Below are 24713 nucleotides of genomic sequence, written 5' to 3'. Positions count from 1 at the left end.
GTCAGACCCCCTCTTCCTCTGCGAACGACGCCTGGTAGGCGGCGAACTGGGCGCGCTCCTCGTCGACGAGCGCGTGTCCGTCCGCGTACGCGTGCTCGAAGATGGCGAAGTGGTCCGGGTCCGGCATGGCGCGGACCGCTTCACGTACTCGCTTGCCCAACGCCTCGCTCTCGGCCTCGAGTTCCGCGAAGAATCCGTCGTCCGTGTGGTTTGAGGCCTCCAGGTACCGGCGAAGGCGCAGGATCGGGTCCTTCGCCTCCCAGGCCACGCGCTCCTCGTCGGCCCGGTACTTGGTCGGGTCGTCGGAGGTGGTGTGGGCGCCCATCCGGTAGGTGTACGCCTCGACCAGCGTCGGGCCCTCGCCGTTGCGGGCGCGCTCCAGGGCCCACTTGGTGACCGCGAGGCAGGCCAGCACGTCGTTGCCGTCCACGCGCACGCCCGGGAAGCCGAAGCCCTGGGCGCGCTGGTAGAGCGGCACGCGGGTCTGCTTCTCGGTGGGCTCGGAGATCGCCCACTGGTTGTTCTGGCAGAAGAACACGACGGGGGCGTTGTAGACCGCGGAGAAGGTGAAGGACTCGGCCACGTCGCCCTGGCTGCTCGCGCCGTCGCCGAAGTAGGCGATGACCGCGCTGTCCGCGCCGTCCTTCGCGATGCCCATGGCGTAGCCGGTGGCGTGCAGGGTCTGGGAGCCGATGACGATCGTGTAGAGCTGGAAGTTGTTGGTGTTGGGGTCCCAGCCGCCGTTGTTCACGCCGCGGAACATGCCCAGCAGGTTGCTCGGGTCGACCCCGCGGCACCAGGCGACGCCGTGCTCGCGGTAGGTCGGGAAGACGTAGTCGTCCTCGCGGGTGGCCCGTCCGGAGCCGATCTGGGCGGCCTCCTGGCCGAGCAGCGAGGCCCACAGGCCCAGCTCGCCCTGGCGCTGCAGGGAGGTGGCCTCGGCGTCGAAGCGGCGGGTGAGCACCATGTCGCGGTACAGACCGCGGAGCTCTTCGGGGGTGATGCCGGCGACGTACTTGTCGTACGTGGCGTCCTTGACGCGCTTGCCCTCGGGCGTCAGCAGCTGCACGAGCTCGGGCTCGGTGCCCGGCTGCTTCTTGGCGGTCGTGCGCTTGCCGGCCGTGCTCTTGGTACTGGCGCTGCGTCGCGGTGTGCGCGCGGCAGTGCTCTCCACGGTCACGTGTGCTCCTCCGTCGGTCCGGCTACCCGGGTTCGCCGGGGGCCTGGGGTTCCCCTCGGCTCGTTCAGAGCCTGGGGGAGCGGCTCACCTGTAGCCCTGCGGACGCACGGGGTGGGTGCGACTCGGTCGGGAACAGGCGTGACAGGTGCCCCGGCGAGCGCCCTGCACAATGCACGTTACCCAGTGCCTCACATTTCTGTGAAACCCCTCCTGACCTGCGATTTTGCTTGGATTTCCAAGTAAATCGCGAAAGTCGGGAACAACTCCTGGTCACAGCCTTGCAGGGGGCCGGAACAACGGCACGTTAACCCGGTGACCCAGGTCACGGGAAGAGCCTGCCTGAAGCGAGCTCTCAGACACAGGACGACATCGAGGTGGTCGGCGAGGCCGGTACGCCCTCTTCGACGCGATCATGGCGGGTGCCTCGGGATATGTCCTGAAGGCCATCCGGGGCAACGAACTCCTGGCGGCCGTACGGGACGTCGCCGCCCGCAAGTCCCTGCTCGCCCGCACCGACTACGGCCGGGTGGCCACCAGCATGCGCGCCCTGCCCTTCCTCGCCCTCGCCCGGCACGTCGTGGACGACGGGCGGGTCCTGCTGAGGCTGCCCGGGAACTGCGGCTACCACCGCGCGTGCGCCGGCGGTGTCGTCGCGTACGGCGCGGACAATCTGGGCTCGGCCCGGCCGGGCGCGGGGCTGTGGTCCGTCCAGGTCGTGGGCGAGTGCTCGGCGTACGAGCCGACGGCCGCCGAACTCGACCGGTTCGTATGAGCCTGTCTAACTGCTCGTCGAGCCGCAGTTCGGCACGGTCCACTCGACCGACGGCGCCCTGGAAAGTCGCTTCGCGCACATGCCGTGACCGAAAGCGACTGTCTGTGACAACGCCCAGCTCACAGGCCCGGCTCGTGCCCTAGCATCTGGCGCGTGCCGCGCCCTTGTGTACCACCCCCCATGCCTCACACGCCCCCGCTGCGGGCCCTCCTCAGCCAGTACGCCGCCGGCTCCGCCGTCACCTGCGAACCCGTCGACCAGGGGCTGCTGAACCGCGGCTACCGCCTGCGCACGACCCGCGGCCACTACTTCCTCAAGCACCACTTCGACCCCGAGACCGCCGACCCGGCCGCCATCGCCCGCCAGCACCGCGCCACCGAGCGGCTGGCGGCCCTGGGCGTCCCGGTCGCCCCTCCCCTGCCCGACCGTGACGGCCGCACGGTCGCGGTCATCGGCGGCCACTCCTACGCCCTGCGCCCATGGATCGAGGGCCGCCACCGCCACGGGGGCCAGCTGACACCGCAGCAGTGCGGACGGCTGGGGGCGCTGCTCGGCGTGGTGCACGCGAGCCTGGAGCGGGTGATGCCGGTGCAGGGACGCGTACCGGGCGCGCGCGGTGAGGCGGGTGCCGGGCCGCCGGGCAGCGCGCCCACGCCCGCCGCAGACCCCGGCGCCGGGAGCGCCGGCCCCGCCGACACCTTCGCCCTCATCGACGACCTGCTCGCCCGCGTACGCCGGCACCGTCCCGCCGACTCCTTCGACGAGCTGGCCCGGCACCGGCTCCTGGAGCGGCGGGCGCTGCTGGAGCGGCACGCGGACCGGCGGCCGCCGCGGGGCGGGTGCGTGGGGTGGGTGCACGGGGACTTCCACCCGTTCAACCTGCTCTACCAGGGGGACGCCCCGGCCGCGATCGTCGACTGGGACCGGCTGGGCGTGCAGCCCCGCGCGGAGGAGGCCGTACGCGCCGCCGCGATCTTCTTCGTACGGCCCGCGGGGGGCGCTCGACCTGCCGAAGGTGCGGGCGTACGCGCGCGCGTACCGGCGTACGGCGGGCGCCCCGCCCTCGGAGCTGGCGGCGGCCGTCCACCGGGTCTGGTGGGAGCGCCTCAACGACTTCTGGATGCTGCGCTGGCACTACGAACGCGGCGACACCCGCGCGGACCCCCAGTTCCCTGCGGCCTCGGCGCTGGTGGTGTGGTGGACGCGGGAGTACGAGGCGGTGTGCGACGCCTTCGCCGGCTGAGCCGCCCGCCCGGAAAAACGCCACGCGCGCGTGCGGTCCGTGTCCGGCCCGTACGCGCGCGTGGCGGTGTCCTGCGTCAGGTGCCGTCTCCTACGCCACCGGCGTCGCCGCCGGGGTCGCCACCAGTCGTGTCGGTGGGCTCGGCGGTGTCCGTGGGCTCCCCGGTGTCCGTCGGCTCGTCCGTCGGCTCCGCGCTCGTCGGGTCGCCCGTGGGCTCCGTCGCCGTCTCCGTCGGTGTCGGGGACGGCGTGTACGACGGTGTGTAGGACGGGGTGTAGGACGGATCGGTGCCCGTGGACCCGTCGTCGGTCTGCGTGTCGGTCGCCTCGTCCGTCGGCTCGTCGCTCGGCGACTCGCTCGTCGTCTTCGAAGGCGTCGTGGAGGTGGTCGGCTTCTGGGTGGTGCCGTCACCGCCACCACCCCCGCCGCTCCCGTTCAGCGCCAGCGCGACGCCCGCCGCTATGGCGACCACCGCGAGGACGGCGAGGATCCACAGCTTGCCGCGGCCGCTGCCCCGGTTGCCGTGCCCCTCGAAGCCGCCGTCGTCCCCGCCGCCGTAGCCGCCGGGCAGGATCGGCTGCGGGATCTGCGTGGTGCCGGAGGCGTCACCGGGGTGCTGCATGACGGTGGTCCCGGCGAAGCCGCCCGAGGGGGTCTGCCGGCCGTCGTGCACCGCGACAGGACCGGTGTTCCAGGTGCCGGTGTGACCGCCCTGCTCGTACAGCATCTGCAGCCCGTACTGGATGAGCCCGCGCATCTCCTCGGCCGTCTGGAACCGGTCGTCCGGCTCCTTGGCGAGCGAGCGCATGACCAGGCCGTCGAGCTCCGGAGGCGTCGCGTCGGACACCTCGGACGGCGGCGTCGGGATGTCCTGGACGTGCTGGTAGACGACGGACAGCGGCGTCTCACCGGTGAACGGCGGCCGCAGCGCGAGGAGTTCGTACAGGAGGCAGCCCGTCGCGTACAGGTCGGAGCGGTGGTCCACCGCCTTGCCGAGCGCCTGCTCGGGCGACAGGTACTGAGGGGTGCCCATGACCATGCCGGTCTGCGTCATCGTCGACTGCGCGCCGTGCAAGGCGCGGGCAATGCCGAAGTCCATCACCTTCACGGCGCCGCTGTGGGTGATGATGACGTTGGCCGGCTTGATGTCCCGGTGCACGATGCCGTGCTGGTGGGAGTAGGCGAGTGCCTCCAGGACCCCGGAGACGATGATCAGCGCCTGCTCGGGCCCGGGGGCCTCGGCGTTGAGCAAAAGGTCCCGGATCGTCCGGCCCTCGACGATCTCCATGACGATGTACGGAACGGCATGGCCGTTCACGAAGTCCTCGCCGGAGTCGTACACCGCGACGATCGCGTGGTGGTTGAGGCCGGCCACGGACTGGGCCTCGCGGGTGAAGCGGGCCTTGGAGACCGGGTCCTCGGCGAGGTCGGAGCGCAGCAGTTTGACCGCCACGGTGCGGCCGAGACGTACGTCCTCGGCGGCGAACACCTCGGCCATGCCGCCCCGGCCGAGTCTGTGTGTCAGCCGGTACCGGCCGTCGCCGACCAGTCCGCCGTTGCCCCACATCTCCGGCGCGTCTGACATTCCGCCGCCAGCCGCCTCGGGGTCGGACGGGCCCTGAGCGCGCTGCTGCTGTGCCATCGGTCCTCGCCGTCGTTTCTGCCCGCGGTGCGCGCGGTGTTGTTACGGTCTCCGTCGGCCACGCTACAGCCTTTGCGCAAGCCTCCGGTCCGGGATGAGTCCGGGGACCGGTCCGAGCCGGACCGGTCATCAAAGCGGTAGCACGCGCTGTCGTGCAAATTCTGTGTACCGGCCGTAGGTCCCCTGTAACGCTTCCGCGACGCTTCTTTCGCGTACGGTCACGGAACGGGCACCCGGCTTGACCTGTCAGTGCCGTGGGGCAGACTTGGCCGGGAATGAGCCATTCGATCAACGACAGTCGGGCCGGCGCCTGATGGCCGATGGGGGACGCGGAACATGAGCCAGGACGGCGCACACGGCCGGTATGCGGGGCGGGCGATCGCCAACAACCGCTATCAGCTGCGCGACTTGCTCGGTGAGGGTGGCATGGCCTCGGTGCACCTCGCGCACGACACCGTGCTCGACCGCCCCGTCGCGATCAAGACCCTCCACACCGAGCTGGGCCGGGAACAGGCCTTCCGCGAGCGCTTCCGCCGCGAGGCCCAGGCGGTGGCCAAGCTCACGCACACCAACATCGTCTCGGTCTTCGACACCGGCGAGGACAACCTCGACGGGATGACGATGCCGTACATCGTCATGGAGTACGTCGAGGGCCGGCCGCTCGGCTCGGTGCTCGACGAGGACGTACGGCAGTACGGCGCGATGCCCGCAGACAAGGCGCTGAAGATCACCGCGGATGTGCTGGCGGCGCTGGAGATCAGCCACGAGATGGGCCTGGTCCACCGCGACATCAAGCCCGGCAACGTGATGATGACCAAGCGCGGCGTCGTCAAGGTCATGGACTTCGGCATCGCGCGCGCCATGCAGTCGGGTGTCACGTCGATGACGCAGACCGGCATGGTCGTCGGCACCCCCCAGTACCTCTCCCCCGAGCAGGCGCTGGGCCGCGGTGTGGACGCGCGCTCCGACCTCTACTCGGTCGGCATCATGCTGTTCCAACTGGTCACCGGGCGGCTGCCGTTCGACGCGGACTCGCCGCTGGCGATCGCGTACGCGCATGTGCAGGAAGAGCCGGTGGCCGCGTCGCAGATCAACCGCGCGCTGCTGCCCGCGGTGGACGCGCTGATCGCCCGCGCCCTGAAGAAGAACCCGAACGAGCGCTTCCCCAGCGCCGAGGCCATGCGCACCGAGTGCCTGCGGGTGGCGGCGTCCTTCCAGGCGGCCGCGCCGAGCATCGTCCCCGGCGCGCAGACGTCGAGCGGGGCGGGCGTGGGCTCGGCGGTGTTCCCGCCGGTGGACCAGGGGACCCCGGCGCCGACGGGCCCGGTCCAGACGCCGTACCAGCCGACGCCGAACCCCTACGGCACCCCGCCGCCCTCGACTCCCTCCCCGGCGTACGGCTATCCGCAGCAGGGCGGGTACCAGACCCCCACGCCGGCGCCGAACGCGTACGCCTCGACTCCGCCGCCGTACAACATCACCCCGCAGCAGGCACCGCCCTCGGGCGGCGGCCGCAAGAGCAACAAGCCGGTCATCCTCGGCTCGATCATCGTGTCCGTCGTGGCGGTCGGCGGCCTGATCGCGGCGCTGACGCTGAGCGGGGGCGGGACGGACGACGACGCCGGCGGCGACACCACACCGACCACCTCGTCGACGCCGTCGGGGTACCGGACCGGGGACGCGGAACGGACGGTCGAGACGACCGAGTGCACGGAGCCGCAGGAGTCGTACAACGACCCGGATCAGGTGCGGATGCCGGACTTCGCGTTCAAGAACTGGGACTCGGTCAAGCTGTGCCTACAGGCGGCGGGCTGGCAGTACGACGCCAACGACTACCCCGAGAGCACGTACGGCCAGGGCACGATCATGAAACAGTTCCCCAAGGCCGGGACGGACTTCGACCCGAAGAACCCGCCGGACATGCAGTTCGACGTCTCGACGGGCGTTCCGGCCAGTTAAGAGGCCGGGGTGGAACCGGACGGGCCCCACCCCGGGATCCGTCAGGTATACGGGTTCCACTTCAGGTCGCTGGAGCAGAGCCGCAGAAGGTCGTCGCCCTCGAAGACGCCGACCTGGATCCGCACCGCGGCGATGCCGTTCGACGATGTCGCGTACGTGTCCCAGGTGGCCTCGCCACCGTTGCCGCCGTAGTAGTGGCGGAAGCTCCACGCGATGTGGTCGCCGTCGTTCTCGACGGTGACCAGGCGGATGGCCACGTGGTGGCCGTCGGCCGCGGTGTCGAGCACTCTCAGTCTCAGCGGGTCGACCCGGGTGGAGCTGGTGAAGAAGCCGGTGTAGGCGCCGTACGCACCGGTGGCGGTGCAGTTGCCCGTCACCATCGAGTCGGCGGCGGCCGGCGAGGCCACGAGCGGGATGGAAAGGCAGGCGAGGGCGCCTGCGGTGACGAGGGCGTGCCTCATCTTCATGTGGATCCTCCTGGGCATGTCAGAAACACCGAAAGACTAGGTCTCCGGCGTTTCTGACATGCCCACATTGATCATGCTGTGACCTGCCTCAGGCTGCCGCACTGCCGAGCATGAGGATCTTGATGACTACGGTGTCGCCGTCGGTCTCGTACGTGGCTCTGTAGGCGTCGACGCGCAGCCGCCGCGGGTTGGTGTGGCTCGGTCAGCCTGATCGACGGATCCTGGAAGTCGCCCGCAACACACCCACCACCCTCCTCCGGCTCACGCCCGCCGCGTGGACCGCGTTCGTCGAGGTGGTCTGAGGCGGTAGGTTGAAAACCGAAGGGACGGCCGCAAGTTCGGATTGCGGCCGTCCCTTCACCTAAGAGCGAGAGAGCGGTCAGGAACGCTTGAGCACGTAGACCGGCGTCCCGTCCTCGGCACCGCCCCGGGGGTGGATGCAGGCGTGCTTGCGCAGCAGGCGCAGGCATTCGTTGACGCGGTGGACGGACAGGCCGGTGCGGGCGGCGATCGAGTCGAGCGGCTGCCTCAGCTCGCCCTCCTCGACCAGCACGGGAGCGATCACCACCGCGACCGCCCAGACGTCCGCGGTCACGGAGAGCCGCTGCCGCCAGTCGGCCAGTACGGCCTCGGTGGTCGGGTGGTCCGAGAAGTCGGCGGTGGGTGTCGGACGGTCAAGAGCGAGGACGTCGAGCCGGTTCGCGATGCGGTCCATGGCCTGGGCGATGGCCTGCTGCGCCGTGAGCGTCGCGCGCTGCATCTCCAGCATCTCCCTTTGCACGGCCAGTGATTCGCGCTGCGCGTTCGCGAGTTCTTCGTCGACCTGAAGGTTGTGCGCCTCCAGCCGGACGATGGCCTCCGCGACCTGCTCCGGCATCGCGTACGCGATCGGGGCACCCGGTTCGGTGGGCTGCACCTCGGCCTCTTCGAGGGTGTAGGAACCCTCGCGCTGGACGGTCTCGATCACTTCGACCGCCCACTGTTTGAAGGGGGCGCAGGCCGGCTTGGTGCAGGCGTTGACGAGGAGGATGAGACCTTGGAGAGAGATGACGTTCAGGTCTCGACGCCACTCTCTACCTGCGGGAATGCTGAGACCGTAAGCTCCAGTTACGGTCTCGAGAATCTCTCGATGGCCATCCGGGACATGGTCGGCGAGTGCCTGCCGCGAGTTGGTGTGCCCCAATTGCCTGCAGACATCCACCGCGGGAAACCAGTGCGTCCCGTCCGGCATCGTCAGCCTCCGGATACGGGCTCCGGTAGCCGCGTACACGAAGTCGCTGACGTCGATCGCGTCATGCTGTGTCCGAGGATCGGGCTGATGCTTGCTGGGTTCGATCATGTGAACCACCTCCGCTGCGGAACGTGGAGCGGACAAAAGCGAATATGCCAGCCAGCGCAGCAATGTTCACGATTGCGGAGGGAAGATCATGGATCTCGCCGCGGGGCCACCATGGATGGGTGTATAGCGACCAGGACCAGGCATCATGACCGTATGGCCGATCTTCGAACCGTCTCAGAAGCGCCCGCGTCCGTGGACCTGCCCACTCTGACCTCGCTCGCCGACACCCATCACGCCCGCGTCGTAAGGCCGTTGGGGACGCACGAGGTCGCCGGGCATCTGGTGAAGGCGTACGGCATCGAAGCCCCCGGGCGTCAGGTCGAGGGCGTGGGCGCCGGGTTGGCGGTCGCCGAGGCGCATCTCGGCAGTGCCGGGCTGCGTGGCTCTCTCGGGGTCGCCGTGCTGCTGGTACATGCCGGTGGGGACGGGGACTACGTGCTGGTGCACACGTGGATCGAGGGGGACATGTCCGACCTCGCGGTGTTCGTCGGGCCCGTCGGCGAGCCGGAGGGGCTGCGGCCGGGGCGGCAGGGGCTGGCGCCCTGCGTGTGGGAGGCGGCCGTGCTCGCGTACGAGCGAGACGCCTGGGTGCGGCATGTGCTGGACGGGGACGGGGAGATCGGCGCGCGGCTCGCCGCCTGGTCCGCGGAGGTGCTGGAGGGTGAGGTCCGGTGAGCGGTGGCCCCGTCGTGCGGCGGGCGCGGCCCGAGGAACTGACGGACGTCGTCGCGCTGATCGCCGAGCACGCCGTCTACGAGAAGGCCGAACCGCCCGCCCCCGGGCTCGAAGAGCGCTTGCGGCCCCTGATGTTCGGGAGCCCCGAGCCACGACTGCGGTGTCTCGTCGCGGAGTTGGGCGGGACCGTCGTCGGGTACGCCACCTGTTCCGCCGAGGTGTCCACCTGGGACGGTGCCGAGTACCTCCACATGGACTGTCTGTTCCTGCGGGACGGGCACCGCGGGCTCGGCATCGGGGAGGCGCTCATGGACGCCGTACGGGATGAGGCGCGGGCGCTCGGCGTCGGGCATGTGGAGTGGCAGACGCCCGCGTGGAACGACGGGGCCATTCGGTTCTACGGGCGGATCGGGGCCACGTCCAAGGACAAGCGGCGGTTCCTTCTGCCCGTCACATGAGGCTCGGTACATGAGTAAGGGGCCCGCCGTGGCAGGCCCCTTCCTCTGCTTCACGCACACATGCCGCGTGTCAGCTGATCTTCGCGTAGCCGTAGTTGATCAGCTTCTTCACGTCCGTCGTGCGGCTGGCCTCGTTGGGTGCGGTGAGGACCGTACCGATCACCGACTCGCCGTTGAGCGTGGCGGCGAAGATGAGGCAGTACTTGGCCTCGGTGCCGGAGCCGGTCTTCACGCCGAGCGTGCCGTTCCAGCCGAGCAGCAGGTTGGTGTTCTTCCACGCCGCCATGGTGCGGGTGGAGCCCGTCTTCGTGATCGTCTTCGCCGTGTACGACTTGGTCTTGACGACGGACTTGAAGGTGGAGTTCTTCATCGCGCTGCGGGCGAGCTTCGTCAGGTCGCGCGGCGTCGAGGCGTTGGCGCCCTTGCTGATGCCGTCGAACGAGTCGAACTTCGTGTTCTTCATGCCCAGGCTCGTGGCCATGGTGTTCATCTTGCCGATGAAGCTCTTGGTGCGGGCCGCGACCGTCGTGCCGGAGCCGTACTTGTCGGCGAGCGCCATCGCGGCGTCGCAGCCCGACTTCAGCAGCATCCCGTAGAGCAGTTGGCGGACGGTGACCTTGTCACCGACGATCAGACCCGCCGACGAGGCGCCGTTGGCGACGATGTAGTCGCTGTACGCCTTCTTGATCGTGACCTTGGCGTCCAGGTTCAGGTTCGACTGCGACAGGACGACCTTCGCGGTCATGACCTTGGTGGTGGACGCGGTGAGCCGCTTGGTGTCGGGCGACTTCGAGAAGAGCGTCGTGCCGGTGGCGCTGTTCATCAGGAACCCGCCCTTGGCGGTGATGGTGGGCGCGGTGACGGCCTGCGCCGGCGCCGCGGTGAGGGCTCCGGTGGCGAGCAGCGAGCCGGTGGTCACGGCCACGGCTACAGCTCTGCGGATACGGATGCCCTGAATGCCGGTAATCAAGTGAGGTACCCCGAATACGTTGAATGCCCCTGGCGTGCGGCCGAGTTGACCTGAAAAGCTGTTGGGGCCGCACGTGTCTGACTCGTAAGTAGCACAGAAGGTTGTGCGGCCGCTGGGGCGAGTTCGGGTTTCCCTGCCCTGCGGGGCCCCTGGGGCCCCTGGATTCCGCAATATGGACGGGTCTCCGTCATGCGTACGTGTTGTATCTATGATGTGCGCATGCCTTCAGCCCCACCCGCCCCGTCCGTCGCTCACATCAAGCAGCCGCCCGCCGCCGACCGCGTCTACGACCACGTCAAGCAGGGCGTCCTGGAGCGCCGCTACGAGGGCGGCACCCTGCTCACCGAGGGCGAGCTCGCCGAGGCCGTCGGGGTCTCGCGGACACCGGTGCGCGAGGCGCTGCTGCGGCTCCAGGTGGAGGGGCTGATCAAGCTCTACCCGAAGAAGGGCGCGCTGGTCTTGCCCGTCTCCGCACAGGAGATCGCGGACGTGGTGGAGACCCGCCAGCTCGTCGAGGAACACGCCGCGCGCAAGGCCGTACCGGCATCGCCGCGGCTCATCGCACGGCTCGAGGAACTCCTCGCCCAGCAGAAGGAGCAGGCCGCCGCCGGGGACCTGGCCGGCGCCGCCGTCACCGACCGCTGCTTCCACGCCGAGATCGTCCGCAGCGGGGGCAACGAGATCCTGTCCCGGCTCTACGACCAGCTCCGCGACCGGCAGTTGAGGATGGGCGTCGCCGTGATGCACGCTCACCCCGACCGCATCACCAAGACCCTCGTCGAGCACGAGCAGATCCTCGACGCGCTGCGCTCCGGCGACGCGGAGGCGGTCGTCGGGCTCATCCACGGCCACGTCGAGTGGTTCTCGCATCTGGCGCGGGGCGAGGTCCGATGAGCGCCACTCTGCCGGGTGACCCTCCGGGCGGCCGCCGCGCGATGGCCGTCTGGGGCATCGGCGTCTCCGTCTACTTCGTCGCCGTCATCTTCCGTACCTCGCTGGGGGTGGCCGGCCTCGACGCCGCCGACCGGTTCCACGTCAACGCCTCCGCGCTGTCGACCTTCTCCATCCTCCAGCTGCTCGTGTACGCGGGCATGCAGATACCGGTCGGTCTGCTCGTCGACCGGCTCGGCACCAAGAAGGTGCTGACCATCGGGGTGGTGCTGTTCACGGCCGGACAGCTCGGCTTCGCCTTCTCCCCCTCGTACGGCATGGCCCTCGCCTCGCGCGCGCTGCTGGGCTGCGGTGACGCGATGACGTTCATCAGCGTGCTGCGGCTCGGCACCCGCTGGTTCCCGGCCCGGCGCGGGCCGATGGTCGCGCAGTTCGCGGGGCTGGTCGGCATGGCGGGCAACCTGGTCTCCACCCTCGTGCTGGCCCGGCTGCTGCACGGCATCGGCTGGACGGCGGCCTTCGCGGGCAGCGCGGTCGCGGGTGTCGTCGTGCTGGTCCTGCTGCTGCTCTTCCTCAAGGACCACCCCGAGGGACAGGAGCCGGAGCCCTTCCCGCACCAGGGCGCGGCCTACGTACGACGCCAGATCGCCGCCTCGTGGCGGGAGCCGGGCACGCGGCTCGGCCTGTGGGTGCACTTCACGACCCAGTTCCCGGCGATGGTGTTCCTGCTGCTGTGGGGCATGCCGTTCCTGGTCGAGGCGCAGGGGCTGTCCCGGGCGGTCGCCGGTGAGCTGCTGACCCTCGTCGTGCTGTCGAACATGGCGATCGGGCTGGTCTACGGCCAGGTCGTCGCCCGGCACCACGAGGCGCGGCTGCCGCTGGCGCTGGGGACCGTGGGGGCGACGGGGCTGGTGTGGGCCGTGACGCTGGCGTACCCCGGTGAGCATGCGCCGATGTGGCTGCTCGTGGTGCTCTGCACGGTGCTGGGCGCGTGCGGGCCGGCCTCCATGATCGGCTTCGACTTCGCGCGTCCGGCGAACCCGCCGGAGCGGCAGGGCACCGGGTCCGGCATCACCAACATGGGCGGCTTCGTCGCCTCGATGACGACCCTGTTCGCGATCGGGGTGCTGCTGGACGCGACCGGGAACAACTACCGGATCGCCTTCTCCGCGGTCTTCGTGCTGCAGGCGCTGGGGATCAGCCAGATCCTGCGGCTGCGCAAGCGGGCGATCCGCCGGGAGCGGGAGCGGTTGGTGGCGAGCCGGGTGGAGACGGTGCACGTGCCGGTGTAGCGCTGGGGGCTGAGCCCCCGGTCCCGCCCGTCACCGCCGGTCCGCTACCGCGTCACCGTGAAGTTCCGCAGGATCGCCGCCGTCAGTGCCGGGTCGCCCTCCGCCTTGACCCGGTCCGGTACCGCGTCCGCCGTCACCCGGCCGCAGGCCAGGCGGACGTAGGTCTCCCAGTCGAGGGTGAGGGTGGCGGCGGGGCCGAGGGCGGGGGCCGTTTCGAGGGTGCCGCGGCCCTGGATGTCGACGCGGATCGTGCGCAGGAACTCGATCGGGCCGTGGACGTCGAGGACGATCGCCGAGCTGCGAGGGGCGTCGGCCTTCTCGGCGACTATGGCGGGTAGCTCGGCGAGCAGGACGTCACGGGCGATGTGCGCGCCGGGGGAGTCCAGGTTGCCGGGGCGGCCGAGAGCGGCGCGGAGATCCTGTTCGTGCACCCAGACGTCGAAGGCGTGCTTGCGCATGGACTCTTCGAGCGTCAGTTCGCTGCCGAGGGGGCCGCGCACCTTCGTGCCCGGATCCCGCGACTCGTTGCGCAGCTGACGGTTGCGGCGGATGATCACGTACTCCAGCTCGGACGTCATCTCCGGCGCGGTGTGATGACGGCGGACGTCGACCTGCATCTCCGTGTACCGCTGGTGCTCATTGGTGACGTGGTAGAGGTCGCGAGGCAGTGAGTGGATGGGGCGCGGGTCCCCCAGCATCTCGGTGTCCAGACCGATGACATGGGACACGATGTCCCGCACCGACCAGCCGGGGCACGGGGTACGCCGGTTCCACTCTCCCTCCACGAGCGGGGTCACCAGCTCGGATATCGCGTCGATGGAGTGGGTCCAGGCGTCGGCGTAGGGCTGGAGGGTGGGATGCAGACTCACGGAACGGGACCCCTCGGCGGTCGGTGCACGGGCTGGTGATGGCGTCGTTGCCAGTGGGAGTGTGGCTGTCGGCGGGTGTCTTGGAACGCTAAGTTACGCTGCTAAGAGGCACCCCGGCAGTGCTTTCGTGTGACGATCGTAGGCCCGTGTGAACGGCTCGAATGCCAGGACGGTGGTAGTGTGCGCGCCTCGTTGATTCAGATCGCCGTAAGTGAGGGCGAATCGGTCGAATCGCGCCGACGGCGGGTGGCCTCCCTGGTACGGGACCAGGCCGGTGCCGATCTGGTCGTGCTGCCGGAGCTGTGGACCACGGGCGCGTTCGCCTACGAGGGGTTCGGCAGCGAGGCCGAGCCGCTGGAGGGGCCGACGCACGAGGCCATGGCGAAGGCCGCGAGCGACACGGGCGTCTGGCTGCACGCGGGCTCCATCCCGGAGCGCACCGCCGACGGCACGCTCTACAACACCTCTCTCGTCTTCTCCCCCTCCGGCGACCTGATCGCCGCCTACCGCAAGATCCACCGCTTCGGCTTCGACAAGGGCGAGGCCGTGCTGATGGGCGCGGGCCGGGACCTGGTGACGGTCCGTCTGCCCGATACCACCCTCGGATTGGCGACCTGCTACGACCTCCGATTCCCCGAACTCTTCCGCGGCCTCGTCGACGCCGGCGCCGAGACCCTGGTGATCCCCGCGGGCTGGCCGGAGCGCCGCCGGGCGCACTGGACGCTGCTGGCCCAGGCGCGGGCGGTCGAGAACCAGGCGTTCGTGCTTGCCTGTGGAACGGCCGGGACGCATGCGGGAGTTCCACAGGCCGGTCACTCGATCGTGGTGGATCCGTGGGGCGAGGTACTGGCCGAGGCCGGCGCGGGCGAGGAGGTCCTCACCGTCGAGTTCGACCCCGCGAAGGTCGCCGTGACACGGGATCAGTTCCCGGCGCTGAAGGACCGGATGCTGGGACTGGACGCACCCCGCCGCTAGGGCTCAGTCGGACTCGCTCTCCTTCTCGGCGAGGTGGATCACGCACACCGTCACCGCGATCAGCAGCGCCGGGTCCGTGTCCTCCCGTACGACGTCGACGCCGTAGGTCTCCCGCACGTGCAGCCACCGCCGGGAGACCACGGCGAGCAGCTCACCGTCGTACTCGACCGCGAACTCCCGGTCGAGGATCTTCCCGCTGACGTCGAGTTCGGTGCTGCCGTCCGCCAGGGACACCCGGTAGTGGTTGCGCAGCAGGGACAGCCGCTTGCGCTTGATGGTGGCCAGCGGTTCGCCGTCCCGCTCGATGAGCATCGTGTCCCGCAGGGCGAACATCTTCTGCCGGATGTCGATCAGGACGCGCCCACGGGTGTCCTTCAGCTCGAAGATGTCCCGCAGTCGCATGGCCTTGCCGTCGACGAGGAACACCTTGTTGCCCTGGTCGTCCTCGATCCAGTAGTCGTCACCGAAGCCGAGGAGCCGGTCGCGTACGAGGAATCTCATGTCGTTACGGCTTCCCCGCCCCGCGCGTCGGGACGCAACCGATAGGCCGTAGGGATGGTGGGCACGCCGGGGTCGGTGTGGTGTTCGAGCTGCGAGAGCTCAGGTCCGAGGCCGCGGCACCTCTGGCGCCGATGTCCCGAACCGCCTCCGGTACGCCGACGGGCTGAGCCCGGTCGCGCGCCGCACGCGCGCGCGGAGGTTCGCGGCCGTCCCCAGGCCGCTGCGGGCGGCCACCACGTCCAGCCGTTCCTCGCCCCGCTCGATCAGCCGGCAGGCCAGTGCCACGCGCTCCCCCGTCAGCCAGGCCAACGGCGTCGTGCCGAGCTGGGCCCGGAAACGGCGGTGCAGCGTGGCGGGGGAGACGGCCGCGCGGGCGGCGAGTTCCGCGACCGTCAGCGGCTCCCCCAGCCGTTCCCGCGCCCACGCCAGCAGGGGCGCCAGCGACTCGTCCGGGACCTCGGGCACCGGACGCTCCACGAACTGCCGCTGCCCGCCGTCCCGATGGGCGGCGAACACCAGCCGCCGGGACACGGCGTTGGCGACCTCGGCACCGTGGTCGCGCCGCCAGATGTGCAGCCCGAGGTCGAGCGCGGCGGCACTGCCGGCGGCGGTGAGGAGGTCGCCCTCGTCGACGAAGAGGACGTCGGGCTCCAGGAGGACCTCCGGATGCAGCTCGCGGAACGCATCCGCCCACAGCCAGTGGGTGGTGGCCCGCCGGCCGTCCAGCAGCCCCGCCTCGGCGAGCGCGAAGCTGCCGGTGCACAGGCTCATGACGCGGGCGCCCCGCGCGTGCGTGCGGCGAATGGCGTCGAGTACGGCGGCCCCGCGCGGTACGACGTTGTCCGGGCGCCCCGGCACGACCAGGGTGTCGGCCCCGTCCACGGCTTCGAGCCCGGGCACCCCGCTCAGCGTGAAGAACCCGTGGTTCATCCGCACCCCGGGCGTGGGCGCGCACAGCGTCACCTCGTACAGCGGCCCCGGCAGCCCCAGTTCGGGCCGCGGCAGCCCGAACAGCTCGGTCGCGACGCCGACCTCGAAGGGGTTGGTGCCCTCGTCGACGATGACCGCGACCCGGTGCGGACGCCTGTTCGCTTGAGAGGATCCTTGCGGCATATGCAATTCCTAGCACTCGCGCGTGTGCCGGGCCACGGCCGAAGATGACGGGCATGAGCGAACCCGTCTTCCCCGAGCCGATCTCCCTCGAAAAGGCCCTCGCGTCCTTCACGGACCGGTGGAGCCCCCGCATCGTCACCACCGTCAACGACTACGACGTACGCGTCGCCAAGGTCGAGGGCGAACACCTCTGGCACACCCACGACCACACCGACGAGTTCTTCCTCGTCCTCGACGGCGAACTCCACATCGCCCTGCGCGAATCGGCCGGCGAACGCACCGTCGTCCTCCCCAAGGGCTCGGTCTTCACCGTCCCCCACGGCACGGAACACAAGCCGTACGCCCCCGTCCCGTCGTCGATCCTCCTCCTCGAACCCACCGGCACCCTCACGGTCGGCGATCGCCACGAGGACGTCCCCGACCACGTGGACGCGACCACGGGGCACACGCTGGGGTGACTGTCGGTGGCGGGTGGCACTCTTGATCCATGAGCGACTCCGCGCCCCGCCGTGTCCGCGTCCGCGCCCCCGAGCTCGTCGGCAAGGGCGGCTGGCTGAACACGGGCGGGAAGCAGTACACCCTCGCCGACCTGCGGGGACGTATCGTCGTTCTCGATTTTTGGACGTTCTGCTGCGTCAACTGCCTGCACGTCATCGACGAGCTCCGCGAGCTGGAGCACCAGCACCCCGACACCGTCGTCGTCATCGGGGTGCACTCGCCGAAGTTCGTGCACGAGGCCGAGCACGCGGCGGTCGTGGATGCCGTCGAGCGGTACGGGGTGGAGCATCCCGTGCTCGACGACCCGGAGCTGGCGACGTGGCAGCAGTACGCGGTGCGTGCCTGGCCGACGCTCGTCGTGGTCGATCCGGAGGGGTATGTCGTCGCGCAGCATGCCGGTGAGGGGCATGTGCACGCCATAGAGCGGCTCGTGAGGGAGTTGGAGACCGAGCACGAGGCGAAGGGCACGCTGCGGAGGGGGGACGGACCCTATGCGGCGCCGGAGCCGGAGGCGACCGTGCTGCGGTTCCCGGGGAAGGCGGTGCTGCTGCCCTCGGGGAACCTCCTGGTCAGTGACACCACCCGGCATCAGCTGGTGGAGCTGGCGCCCGACGCGGAGACCGTGGTGCGGCGGATCGGCCAGGGCGACCACCGGGGGATGACGGACAGTACGTCGGTCCGCTCGCGGTTCAACGAGCCGCAGGGCCTGGCGCTGCTGCCCGACGGCTCCGTGGTCGTCGCCGACACCGTGAACCACACCCTGCGCCGCTATGACCCGGAGTCGGGCCGCACCACCACCCTGGCCGGCACCGGCCACCCGTGGATGCGGGGCGACGACACCTCGGGACCGGCGCGCGAGGTCAACCTCTCCTCCCCCTGGGACGTGGCCTGGTGGCACGGCAAGGTGTGGATCGCCATGGCCGGCATCCACCAGCTGTGGACGTACGACCCGGCCGACAAAACGGTCGCGGTCGCGGCCGGCACCACCAACGAGGGCCTGGTCGACGGCCCCGCCGCCGAGGCCTGGTTCGCCCAGCCCTCCGGGCTCGGCGCCACCCCCGAGCGGCTCTGGGTCGCCGACTCCGAGACGTCAGCCCTGCGCTGGGTGGACACCGACGGCACCGTCCACACCGCCGTCGGCACCGGGCTCTTCGACTTCGGACACCGCGACGGCGCCACCGGACAGGCTCTGCTCCAGCACCCGTTGGGGGTCACCGCGCTGCCCGACGGCTCGGTCGCGGTCAGCGACACGTACAACCACGCCCTGCGCCGCTACGACCCGGCGACGGGCGAAGTCACCACCCTGGCCACGGATCTGCGCGAGCCCAGCGGCGCCGTTCTCGTCGGGGACGACCTCGTGGTCGTCGAGTCGGCCCGGCACCGGCTCACCCGGCTGCGGCTCCCGGAGGAGGCCGTACGGATGGAGTCGGTCGCCCATCGCACCCCGCGCGCCGCCACCGAAGTCGCCCCGGGCAGGCTGCGGTTGGACGTGGTCTTCCAGGCTCCGGCGGGACAGAAGCTCGACACCCGCTACGGTCCCTCGACCCGGCTGCTGATCTCCGCCACCCCGCCCGGACTGCTCGTCGAGGGCGATGGCGCGGGCACCGAGCTCTCCCGCACCCTGCACCTCGATCCGGCGGTCGCCGAAGGGGTGCTGCATGTCTCCGCGATGGCCGCCTCCTGCGACGACGACCCTCGCAACGCATACCCCGCCTGCCATGTCCACCAGCAGGACTGGGGTGTGCCGGTCCGTCTCGCCGAGGGCGGTACGGACCGGCTGCCCCTCGTGCTGGCCGGTATGGACGATCAGGCGCTGTAGCCGCCCCCGCGCCGGTGGTGGTCGTCCTCGACCACGGTCGTCGTGGGCGGCGGTACGACCACCCGCCTGCGCCGGGCGATGCTGCTGAACGTGCTGACGCCGATCAGGCCGACGATCATGAAGATGACGCCGACCAGGTCGAGATTGACTCCCTGCATATCCCAGTCGGTCGCGAACGTGAGAATGGCTCCCGCGGCGATGAGGATGATGCATCCGCCGAGGCCCATAGTGTCGCCTCCCTGTCCGGTGGTTCCGGTTGCAGGCGGGTACCCGGCCTTGCGGGGGCTATCCCTCGCTGTGTCTCGCTATCCCTCCAGGAACGCCACCAGCGCGTTCGCCAGCAGATGCGGGTCGTCCGCGCCGCACAGCTCGCGGGCGCTGTGCATCGACAGGATGGCGACGCCGATGTCGACGGTCTTGATGCCGTGCCGGGCCGCCGTGATGGGGCCGATCGTGGTGCCGCAGGGCATGGAGTTGTTGGAGACGAAGGACTGGAAGGGGACTCCGGCCTTCTCGCAGGCGGCGGCGAAGACCGCGCGGCCCGAACCGTCCGTGGCGTAGCGGTTGTTGACGTTGACCTTGAGGATCGGGCCGCGGTTGACCCGCGGGTGGTGCGTGGGGTCGTGGCGCTCCGCGTAGTTGGGGTGGATCGCGTGGCCCGTGTCGGAGGACAGACAGACCGTGCCGGCGAAGGCGCGCGCCCGGTCCTCGTAGGACCCTCCGCGCGCGAACACCGAACGCTCCAGCACACTGCCGAGCAGCGGCCCGTCCGCGCCGGTGTCCGACTGCGAGCCGTTCTCCTCGTGGTCGAAGGCGGCGAGTACGGGGATGTGGGACAGGGCCGAGCCGGTGGCGACGGCGCTCAGCGCGGCGACCTCGGCGTGCACGGACAGCAGGTTGTCCATGCGCGGGCCGGCCACCAGCTCCTTGTCGCGGCCCAGGTAGGCCGGGGGCTCCACGGAGTGCACCATCAGGTCCCAGCCGGTCACCTCGCCCGCCGGGAGCCCGTTCTCCTCCTCCAGGAAGCCGATGAGGTCACCCTCGCGGATGTCGTCGCCGAGCCCCCAGATGGGCTGGAGATGCCGCTGCTTGTCGAGCTTGAGGCCCTCCGTCGACACCGAACGGTCCAGGTGGACGGCGAGCTGCGGGACCCGCAGCAGCGGCCGGCCGACGTTGACCAGCCGCGTCGAGCCGTCCCGCAGGGTCAGCCGGCCGGCCAGGCCCAGGTCGCGGTCGAGCCAGGAGTTCAGCAGCGGTCCGCCGTAGATCTCCACGGCGACCTGGCGCCAGCCGTGCGCCCCGGCGTCCGGCAGCGGCTTGACCCGCAGGTTGGGGGAGTCGGTGTGCGAGCCGACGATCCGGAACGGCGTGTGCGGCTCGGCGCCCTCGGGGACGTACCAGGCCACGATCGCGCCGCCGCGCAGCACGTACTTGCCGCCGGTCGTCCCGTCCCAGGCGTCCGTCTCCGCGACCTGCCTGAAGCCCGCCTTCTCCAGTCGCTCGGCGGCGTTCGCCACGGCGTGGTACGGCGAGGGGGCGGCAGCCAGGAAGGACATGAGGTCGTCGGTGTGACCGCGGTCGAAGCGGGAGGGTTCGCTCATGGGGTTCACCTTAACGACGTACGAAGGCCCGCTCCGATGATGGGAGCGGGCCCTCGGGAGAGCTGTGCGGGTGTGTCCTAGAACGCGGCCTCGTCCAGCTCCATCAGCTCGAGCTCGACGCCCTGGGCGAGTTTGCGGGCGCCGGTGACGCCGGGCAGGACGTTGGCCGCGAAGAACTTCGCCGCCGCGATCTTGCCGGTGTAGAACGCCTTGTCCTTGGCGGAGGCCGTCTCCAGCTTCTCGGCGGCGACCGCGGCGCCCTTGAGGAGCAGGTAGCCGACGACGACGTCGCCGGAGGCCATGAGCAGGCGGGTGGTGTTCAGGCCCACCTTGTAGATGTTCTTGACGTCCTGCTCGGTGGCCGCGAGGTCGGTCAGCATCAGACCGACGATGGCCTCCAGCTCGACGGCCGCCTTGGCCAGGTGCTCGCGGGCGCCCGCGAGGTCCTCGCCGCCCGTGCCGAGCGCCAGGAACTTCTTGATGTCCTCGGCGAGACCGTTCAGAGCCGCGCCCTGGTTGCGGACGATCTTCCGGAAGAAGAAGTCCTGGCCCTGGATGGCCGTGGTGCCCTCGTACAGGGTGTCGATCTTGGCGTCGCGGATGTACTGCTCGATCGGGTACTCCTGGAGGAACCCGGAGCCGCCGAAGGTCTGGAGCGACTGGGCGAGCTGCTCGTAGCCCTTCTCGGAGCCGTAGCCCTTCACGATCGGCAGGAGCAGGTCGTTGAGCGCGTGCTCGGCCTTGGCGTCCTCGCCCGCGGCCTCCTTGACGGCGATCGCGTCCTGGATGGAGGCGGTGTAGAGGACGAGGGCGCGCATGCCCTCCGCGTACGCCTTCTGCGTCATGAGCGAGCGGCGTACGTCGGGGTGGTGGGTGATGGTGACCTTGGGCGCGGTCTTGTCGCCGAAGGCGGCGAGGTCGGAACCCTGGACGCGCTCCTTGGCGTACTCCAGCGCGTTCAGGTAGCCCGTCGACAGGGTGGAGATCGCCTTCGTGCCGACCATCATGCGGGCGAACTCGATGATGCGGAACATCTGGCGGATGCCGTCGTGCTTGTCGCCGATCAGCCAGCCCTTGGCGGGGTGCTGGTCGCCGAAGGTCATCTCGCAGGTGTTGGAGGCCTTCAGGCCCATCTTGTGCTCGACGTTGGTGGCGTAGACGCCGTTGCGCTCGCCCAGCTCGCCGGTCTCGAAGTCGAAGAGGTACTTCGGGACCATGAAGAGGGACAGGCCCTTGGTGCCGGGGCCGTGGCCCTCGGGGCGGGCGAGGACGTAGTGGAGGATGTTCTCCTCCATGTCGTGCTCACCGGACGTGATGAAGCGCTTGACGCCCTCGATGTGCCAGGAGCCGTCCTCCTGCTGGACCGCCTTGGTGCGGCCGGCGCCGACGTCGGAGCCCGCGTCGGGCTCGGTCAGCACCATGGTCGAACCCCAGGTCTTCTCCACGGCGATCTGGGCGATCTTCTTCTGTACGTCGTTGCCCTCGTCGTAGAGGATCCCGGCGAACGCCGGGCCGGAGGAGTACATCCACACGGCCGGGTTCGCGCCCAGGATCAGCTCCGCGTACGACCAGATCAGGGACGGCGGGGCGGTGGTGCCGCCGATGGCCTCCGGGAGACCCAGACGCCAGTACTCGGAGTCCATGAAGGCCTTGTAGCTCTTCTTGAAGGACGCCGGGACCGGCGCGGTGTTGGTCTCCGGATCGAAGACCGGCGGGTTGCGGTCGGCGTCGGCGAAGGACTCCGCCAGGTCGTTCTCGGCGAGACGGGTCATCTCGTCGAGGATGCTCTTCGCGGTCTCGACGTCCATCTCCTCGAAGGGACCCGTGCCGTACAGCTTGTCCCGGCCGAGGACCTCGAAGAGGTTGAACTCGATGTCGCGGAGATGCGACTTGTAGTGCCCCATGGCGACGGCTCCGTAGAGAGACGGGCGAGGGACTGGATCCTCGCGCTAGTTCACGTACCAACAAGTAGCTTCGATACGATGATGCTACCCGCCGGTAATAAACCGCAACCCTGATCCAGTCATCTGTGACGGTTCACACCGGAATCGTGAGGGTGGCGGTGTAACCCTTCTCGACACTTCCGGTGACGGCCGCCATCTGCTGGTCGTACCCATCACTGAAAACCATGTCCGTCTCGATGGAGAGCCGACCGAGGTTGGACACACTCTCGCTGTAGCCGTCCGTTGCGTACACCGTGTCGCAGACGTCCTTGGGGAACGCGAGCTGCGAGGTGTTGGTGATGGAGGTGGCCGCGGTCGCGTCCTCCAGGTCGGCGTAGACCTCGAAGTGGACGTGCGGCCAGCGGCCGGTGTAGCAGCCCGGGAAGATGCTGGTGAAGGTGACCTGCCCCTTGTCGTCGGTCTCCTGCACACCCCGCAGATAGTTTTCGTCCGTGACGCCCTCGGTGTACAGGGAGTAGTTCCCTTCGCGGTCGCAGTGCCAGACGTAGACCGCGGCGCCCGCTCTCGGGGTCCCGCAGCCGGAGGCGGCGTCCACGACCGTCAGCGTGAACGTCAGGGGCACCCCCTCGGCGGTGCCGCCCGCGGAGTCGCCGAAGCTCGTGCGGATGTCGCTGCGGACGACACCGCTCTCCCTGAGGACGTTCACACCGTTCGATCCGTCGCCGGGGTAGGGCCCGGCGGTCTCCTCGGGAATGGTGGCGCATTCCGAGGAGGACGACGAGCCGGCCGTAGCAGAGGATGAGGAAGAGGAAGAGGCGGACGCGGTGGAGTCGTTGTCCGCGGAACAGCCGACCAGCGGTACCAGGCTCGCTCCCGCCATCAGCCGGATCATCCGTCGGCGGGCGAGGACGGGAAGGTCGTGGGCGAGTCCTCCGTCGTGCTCGTGAGCTGCGTCGTCGTGGTGTCCGCGCATGGCTGTCCTCTTGGTGGTGGGCCGCTGTCCGTGCCGCTCCCCTCGGCACTACAGACGCTACGAGGGGCGGCCGCCGGAAACCACGGCCACCGCCTGTCAAGCCGCTGTCGGTCTGCCCGGCCCCCATTGCCGCCCGCGCCCCCGCCCCGATCGGTACTCTTGCGCCCATGTACGGCTACGACCAGAGCGCGGGTACGCAGCAGCAGTACGCCACGCCACAGCAGCAGATGCCGGGCGGGTACGGCCAGCAGCCGCCGCTGTATCCCGAGCCGTCCCCGCCGTCCCTCGCGGACGCCGTGCGGGCCTTCACCACGGGCCAGCTGGCCGCGGAGGACTTCCAGCAGGTCTTCGCCACGTCCAAGGTGTACTGCCCGCGCGGCGACAACCCCGGATTCCTCGCCCTGCACAACACCCAGCAGCCGGTGATCCCGATGTTCACCTCGCTCAAGGAACTGCGCCGGTACGCGGGCAAGGAGTCCAAGTACTTCGTGATCACGGGGGCGGAGGTGATCGACCTGCTGCCCACCGGCTACGGCTTCGTCCTCGACATGGAGGGCGAGCACCGGATGGTCTTCGACGCGAAGGCCGTGGAGCAGATGGTCGAGTTCGCGATGCGCCGGATGTACGGCTGAGTGCCGGATCCACGACCGCTCCGACTGAACCGCTACGTCCGGGCGCCGGGCTCGCCTGCTGTGCCCGCGTGATCGAGATCGACACATCGCTGCTGGTCCTGCACGGTCGGCGGCGTTCTGTTGCCCGCCTCCGAGCGGGCGTCGTGCTGCTGGAGACCGGTGGCGTACGCCACCGGATCCCCGTCGCGGCGATCGCCCGCGTCGACGCGACCGGCCCCGGAGGCCGCGTGCTCACGGTCGTCGTGGCCACGACACCCACCGATTCGGTGACCCACTCCGTCACCTCCCGCAGCGCACCTGCCGTACGGGCGTTCGCCGAGGCGGTACGCCGCGCGCTGCCCGTGCGCGACGCCGACGAGCCGCGCCCGGAGGTGTCGGCGGAGCCGGTCGAAGGCCCGGCCCGCACCTGGGATACGCGATCCTCGGCGCGCTGGTCCTCGCTTATCGGCTGGTCGCCGTGGTGCTGGTGAACCGCGGTGCGGGGGAGCGGGCCGTCGTCTTCTGGCTGGCCGGTCCGGTGCTGACGGGCGCCGGGAGCACCGTCCTGCCGGGCGGCGTGCGCACGGTGCGGGGGGCTGTCGTGCTGCGCCGCCGGGGGATCACGGTGGAGGGGCGGCGCGAGCGGTCGTACGAGGTCGGGACCGGCGAGGACGCCGTCACGCATCACACGTACGAGTACGTCGACGCCCTCGGGAAGACGCGTACGCGCAGCGGTCGCGAGGGCGGGGCGGACGAGGTCGACATCCTGTACGACCCCGAGGATCCGGAGGGCACCCCCAAGGTCGGGCACGGTACCGCCGGGCACCTTGCCCTCGGTCTGTTCCGCCTGGTCCTCGGGCTGGCCACGGTGTCGGCGGGCCTGTGGGCGATGGGCGTCGGGGTGGAGGCCCTGTTCCGTTGACGGCGGCGGGAATGTGCCTGCGGACCTCATGGTTAGGGG

Annotated in this window: 23 protein-coding genes and 3 pseudogenes; 14 read left to right on the top strand and 12 right to left on the bottom strand. The window is 70.1% G+C overall.

The features are described 5' to 3' along the window. Position 1: 1 nt before the first annotated feature. Entirely contained in the window at positions 2 to 1180 is a 1179-nt protein-coding gene (pdhA, locus tag QF037_RS23540; protein ID WP_307028354.1) for a pyruvate dehydrogenase (acetyl-transferring) E1 component subunit alpha, read from the bottom strand. Between the two features lie 394 nt (positions 1181 to 1574). On the opposite strand from pdhA, the pseudogene QF037_RS51470 reads away from it, so the two are divergent. The 3 pseudogenes from QF037_RS51470 to QF037_RS23525 all read left to right on the top strand — a co-directional run. Next, positions 1575 to 1724: pseudogene (locus QF037_RS51470) on the top strand (DNA-binding response regulator); the annotation flags it as partial. After that, positions 1707 to 2040, top strand: a pseudogene (locus tag QF037_RS51465) (pyridoxamine 5'-phosphate oxidase family protein). The pseudogenes QF037_RS51470 and QF037_RS51465, both read left to right, overlap by 18 nt. A gap of 92 nt (positions 2041 to 2132) precedes the next feature. Next, positions 2133 to 3195: pseudogene (locus QF037_RS23525) on the top strand (phosphotransferase). Positions 3196 to 3271: 76 nt separating this feature from the next. On the opposite strand, the gene QF037_RS23520 reads toward QF037_RS23525, so the two are convergent. Next, positions 3272 to 4837: a protein kinase domain-containing protein gene (locus tag QF037_RS23520; protein ID WP_307028352.1), complete on the bottom strand. Its 1566-nt coding sequence runs from the start codon at positions 4835 to 4837 to the stop codon at positions 3272 to 3274. Positions 4838 to 5173: 336 nt separating this feature from the next. On the opposite strand from QF037_RS23520, the gene QF037_RS23515 reads away from it, so the two are divergent. After that, the gene (locus tag QF037_RS23515) at positions 5174 to 6796 is read left to right on the top strand and encodes a protein kinase domain-containing protein (RefSeq protein WP_307028350.1); all 1623 of its coding nucleotides are present in this window, start codon (positions 5174 to 5176) and stop codon (positions 6794 to 6796) included. Between the two features lie 41 nt (positions 6797 to 6837). On the opposite strand, the gene QF037_RS23510 is transcribed toward QF037_RS23515, so the two are convergent. Then, complete coding sequence (locus tag QF037_RS23510; RefSeq protein ID WP_307028348.1) at positions 6838 to 7263, bottom strand: hypothetical protein; 426 nt, start codon at positions 7261 to 7263, stop codon at positions 6838 to 6840. Positions 7264 to 7642: 379 nt separating this feature from the next. Further along, positions 7643 to 8602, bottom strand: a complete 960-nt coding sequence (locus QF037_RS23505; RefSeq protein WP_307028346.1) for a BRO-N domain-containing protein — start codon at positions 8600 to 8602, stop codon at positions 7643 to 7645. Positions 8603 to 8755: 153 nt separating this feature from the next. Here QF037_RS23505 and QF037_RS23500 point away from each other — a divergent pair, with 153 nt between their 5' ends. Together QF037_RS23500 and QF037_RS23495 are read left to right on the top strand one after the other, a co-directional pair. Beyond that, a complete protein-coding gene (locus tag QF037_RS23500) occupies positions 8756 to 9277 on the top strand; it encodes a hypothetical protein (protein ID WP_307028345.1) in 522 nt (173 codons plus the stop codon). Next, entirely contained in the window at positions 9274 to 9735 is a 462-nt protein-coding gene (locus QF037_RS23495) for a GNAT family N-acetyltransferase (RefSeq protein ID WP_307028343.1), read from the top strand. Before QF037_RS23500 ends, QF037_RS23495 begins: the two co-directional genes overlap by 4 nt. 70 nt (positions 9736 to 9805) lie before the next feature. Here the strand turns inward: QF037_RS23495 and QF037_RS23490 are convergent, their stop codons facing one another. After that, complete coding sequence (locus tag QF037_RS23490; RefSeq protein WP_307037331.1) at positions 9806 to 10654, bottom strand: D-alanyl-D-alanine carboxypeptidase family protein; 849 nt, start codon at positions 10652 to 10654, stop codon at positions 9806 to 9808. Positions 10655 to 10924: 270 nt separating this feature from the next. Between QF037_RS23490 and QF037_RS23485 the strand changes: the two genes are divergently transcribed. Together QF037_RS23485 and QF037_RS23480 are read left to right on the top strand one after the other, a co-directional pair. Continuing rightward, the gene (locus QF037_RS23485) at positions 10925 to 11599 is read left to right on the top strand and encodes a GntR family transcriptional regulator (RefSeq protein WP_307028341.1); all 675 of its coding nucleotides are present in this window, start codon (positions 10925 to 10927) and stop codon (positions 11597 to 11599) included. Then, on the top strand, positions 11596 to 12888 hold the full coding sequence (locus QF037_RS23480; protein WP_307028339.1) for an MFS transporter: 1293 nt from the start codon (positions 11596 to 11598) through the stop codon (positions 12886 to 12888). The genes QF037_RS23485 and QF037_RS23480 overlap by 4 nt, the downstream gene beginning before the upstream one ends. Positions 12889 to 12932: 44 nt before the next feature. On the opposite strand, the gene QF037_RS23475 is transcribed toward QF037_RS23480, so the two are convergent. Further along, positions 12933 to 13757 carry a maleylpyruvate isomerase family mycothiol-dependent enzyme gene (locus QF037_RS23475; protein ID WP_307028337.1) on the bottom strand — a complete coding sequence of 275 codons (825 nt, stop codon included), beginning with the start codon at positions 13755 to 13757 and terminating at the stop codon, positions 12933 to 12935. Positions 13758 to 13937: 180 nt separating this feature from the next. Between QF037_RS23475 and QF037_RS23470 the strand changes: the two genes are divergently transcribed. After that, entirely contained in the window at positions 13938 to 14732 is a 795-nt protein-coding gene (locus QF037_RS23470; RefSeq protein WP_307028336.1) for a carbon-nitrogen family hydrolase, read from the top strand. Positions 14733 to 14735: 3 nt separating this feature from the next. Here QF037_RS23470 and QF037_RS23465 read toward each other — a convergent pair whose 3' ends face one another. Both QF037_RS23465 and QF037_RS23460 read right to left on the bottom strand, forming a co-directional pair. Continuing rightward, positions 14736 to 15233 carry an LURP-one-related/scramblase family protein gene (locus tag QF037_RS23465; RefSeq protein WP_307028334.1) on the bottom strand — a complete coding sequence of 166 codons (498 nt, stop codon included), beginning with the start codon at positions 15231 to 15233 and terminating at the stop codon, positions 14736 to 14738. A 99-nt stretch (positions 15234 to 15332) separates the two neighbouring features. After that, positions 15333 to 16346 (bottom strand): helix-turn-helix domain-containing protein, encoded by a 1014-nt coding sequence (locus QF037_RS23460; RefSeq protein ID WP_307028332.1) that lies wholly within the window; start codon positions 16344 to 16346, stop codon positions 15333 to 15335. 53 nt (positions 16347 to 16399) lie between these two features. Between QF037_RS23460 and QF037_RS23455 the strand changes: the two genes are divergently transcribed. Both QF037_RS23455 and QF037_RS23450 read left to right on the top strand, forming a co-directional pair. Then, the gene (locus QF037_RS23455) at positions 16400 to 16804 is read left to right on the top strand and encodes a cupin domain-containing protein (protein WP_307028330.1); all 405 of its coding nucleotides are present in this window, start codon (positions 16400 to 16402) and stop codon (positions 16802 to 16804) included. Between the two features lie 29 nt (positions 16805 to 16833). Then, positions 16834 to 18663: an NHL domain-containing thioredoxin family protein gene (locus tag QF037_RS23450; protein ID WP_307028329.1), complete on the top strand. Its 1830-nt coding sequence runs from the start codon at positions 16834 to 16836 to the stop codon at positions 18661 to 18663. Here QF037_RS23450 and QF037_RS23445 read toward each other — a convergent pair. The 4 genes from QF037_RS23445 to QF037_RS23430 form a co-directional block, all read right to left on the bottom strand. Beyond that, complete coding sequence (locus QF037_RS23445) at positions 18651 to 18890, bottom strand: DUF6458 family protein (protein ID WP_307028327.1); 240 nt, start codon at positions 18888 to 18890, stop codon at positions 18651 to 18653. The genes QF037_RS23450 and QF037_RS23445 overlap by 13 nt on opposite strands. Before the next feature lie 78 nt (positions 18891 to 18968). Then, the gene (locus tag QF037_RS23440) at positions 18969 to 20264 is read right to left on the bottom strand and encodes a M18 family aminopeptidase (RefSeq protein ID WP_307028325.1); all 1296 of its coding nucleotides are present in this window, start codon (positions 20262 to 20264) and stop codon (positions 18969 to 18971) included. A gap of 77 nt (positions 20265 to 20341) precedes the next feature. Then, the gene (locus QF037_RS23435; protein ID WP_307028323.1) at positions 20342 to 22168 is read right to left on the bottom strand and encodes an acyl-CoA dehydrogenase; all 1827 of its coding nucleotides are present in this window, start codon (positions 22166 to 22168) and stop codon (positions 20342 to 20344) included. 133 nt (positions 22169 to 22301) lie between these two features. Next, on the bottom strand, positions 22302 to 23141 hold the full coding sequence (locus tag QF037_RS23430) for an intradiol ring-cleavage dioxygenase (RefSeq protein WP_307028321.1): 840 nt from the start codon (positions 23139 to 23141) through the stop codon (positions 22302 to 22304). A gap of 167 nt (positions 23142 to 23308) precedes the next feature. Here QF037_RS23430 and QF037_RS23425 point away from each other — a divergent pair, with 167 nt between their 5' ends. The 3 genes from QF037_RS23425 to QF037_RS23415 all read left to right on the top strand — a co-directional run bounded on the left by QF037_RS23425 (position 23309) and on the right by QF037_RS23415 (position 24674). After that, positions 23309 to 23773 (top strand): SseB family protein, encoded by a 465-nt coding sequence (locus tag QF037_RS23425; protein WP_059194285.1) that lies wholly within the window; start codon positions 23309 to 23311, stop codon positions 23771 to 23773. Positions 23774 to 23841: 68 nt separating this feature from the next. After that, positions 23842 to 24243: a hypothetical protein gene (locus QF037_RS23420; RefSeq protein WP_307028318.1), complete on the top strand. Its 402-nt coding sequence runs from the start codon at positions 23842 to 23844 to the stop codon at positions 24241 to 24243. Then, positions 24231 to 24674, top strand: coding sequence for a hypothetical protein (locus QF037_RS23415; RefSeq protein ID WP_307028316.1), 444 nt, complete (start codon positions 24231 to 24233; stop codon positions 24672 to 24674). Before QF037_RS23420 ends, QF037_RS23415 begins: the two co-directional genes overlap by 13 nt. Positions 24675 to 24713 lie beyond the last annotated feature (39 nt).

The organism is Streptomyces canus, assembly GCF_030815415.1.
In the GTDB taxonomy this organism is placed as follows: domain Bacteria; phylum Actinomycetota; class Actinomycetes; order Streptomycetales; family Streptomycetaceae; genus Streptomyces; species Streptomyces canus_F.
This window is presented reverse-complemented; position numbering and strand designations above follow the sequence as displayed.

Bases quoted from the DNA above. Each gene is read 5' to 3' on its own strand.
- QF037_RS23500 (WP_307028345.1), top strand. From the start codon at position 8,756: ATGGCCGATCTTCGAACCGTCTCAGAAGCGCCCGCGTCCGTGGACCTG.
- QF037_RS23505 (WP_307028346.1), bottom strand. From the start codon at position 8,602: ATGATCGAACCCAGCAAGCATCAGCCCGATCCTCGGACACAGCATGAC.
- QF037_RS23510 (WP_307028348.1), bottom strand. From the start codon at position 7,263: ATGAAGATGAGGCACGCCCTCGTCACCGCAGGCGCCCTCGCCTGCCTT.
- QF037_RS23425 (WP_059194285.1), top strand. From the start codon at position 23,309: ATGTACGGCTACGACCAGAGCGCGGGTACGCAGCAGCAGTACGCCACG.
- QF037_RS23465 (WP_307028334.1), bottom strand. From the start codon at position 15,233: ATGAGATTCCTCGTACGCGACCGGCTCCTCGGCTTCGGTGACGACTAC.
- QF037_RS23445 (WP_307028327.1), bottom strand. From the start codon at position 18,890: ATGGGCCTCGGCGGATGCATCATCCTCATCGCCGCGGGAGCCATTCTC.
- QF037_RS23460 (WP_307028332.1), bottom strand. From the start codon at position 16,346: ATGCCGCAAGGATCCTCTCAAGCGAACAGGCGTCCGCACCGGGTCGCG.
- QF037_RS23440 (WP_307028325.1), bottom strand. From the start codon at position 20,264: ATGAGCGAACCCTCCCGCTTCGACCGCGGTCACACCGACGACCTCATG.
- QF037_RS23430 (WP_307028321.1), bottom strand. From the start codon at position 23,141: ATGCGCGGACACCACGACGACGCAGCTCACGAGCACGACGGAGGACTC.
- QF037_RS23450 (WP_307028329.1), top strand. From the start codon at position 16,834: ATGAGCGACTCCGCGCCCCGCCGTGTCCGCGTCCGCGCCCCCGAGCTC.
- QF037_RS23435 (WP_307028323.1), bottom strand. From the start codon at position 22,168: ATGGGGCACTACAAGTCGCATCTCCGCGACATCGAGTTCAACCTCTTC.
- QF037_RS23485 (WP_307028341.1), top strand. From the start codon at position 10,925: ATGCCTTCAGCCCCACCCGCCCCGTCCGTCGCTCACATCAAGCAGCCG.
- QF037_RS23480 (WP_307028339.1), top strand. From the start codon at position 11,596: ATGAGCGCCACTCTGCCGGGTGACCCTCCGGGCGGCCGCCGCGCGATG.
- QF037_RS23455 (WP_307028330.1), top strand. From the start codon at position 16,400: ATGAGCGAACCCGTCTTCCCCGAGCCGATCTCCCTCGAAAAGGCCCTC.
- QF037_RS23515 (WP_307028350.1), top strand. From the start codon at position 5,174: ATGAGCCAGGACGGCGCACACGGCCGGTATGCGGGGCGGGCGATCGCC.
- QF037_RS23520 (WP_307028352.1), bottom strand. From the start codon at position 4,837: ATGGCACAGCAGCAGCGCGCTCAGGGCCCGTCCGACCCCGAGGCGGCT.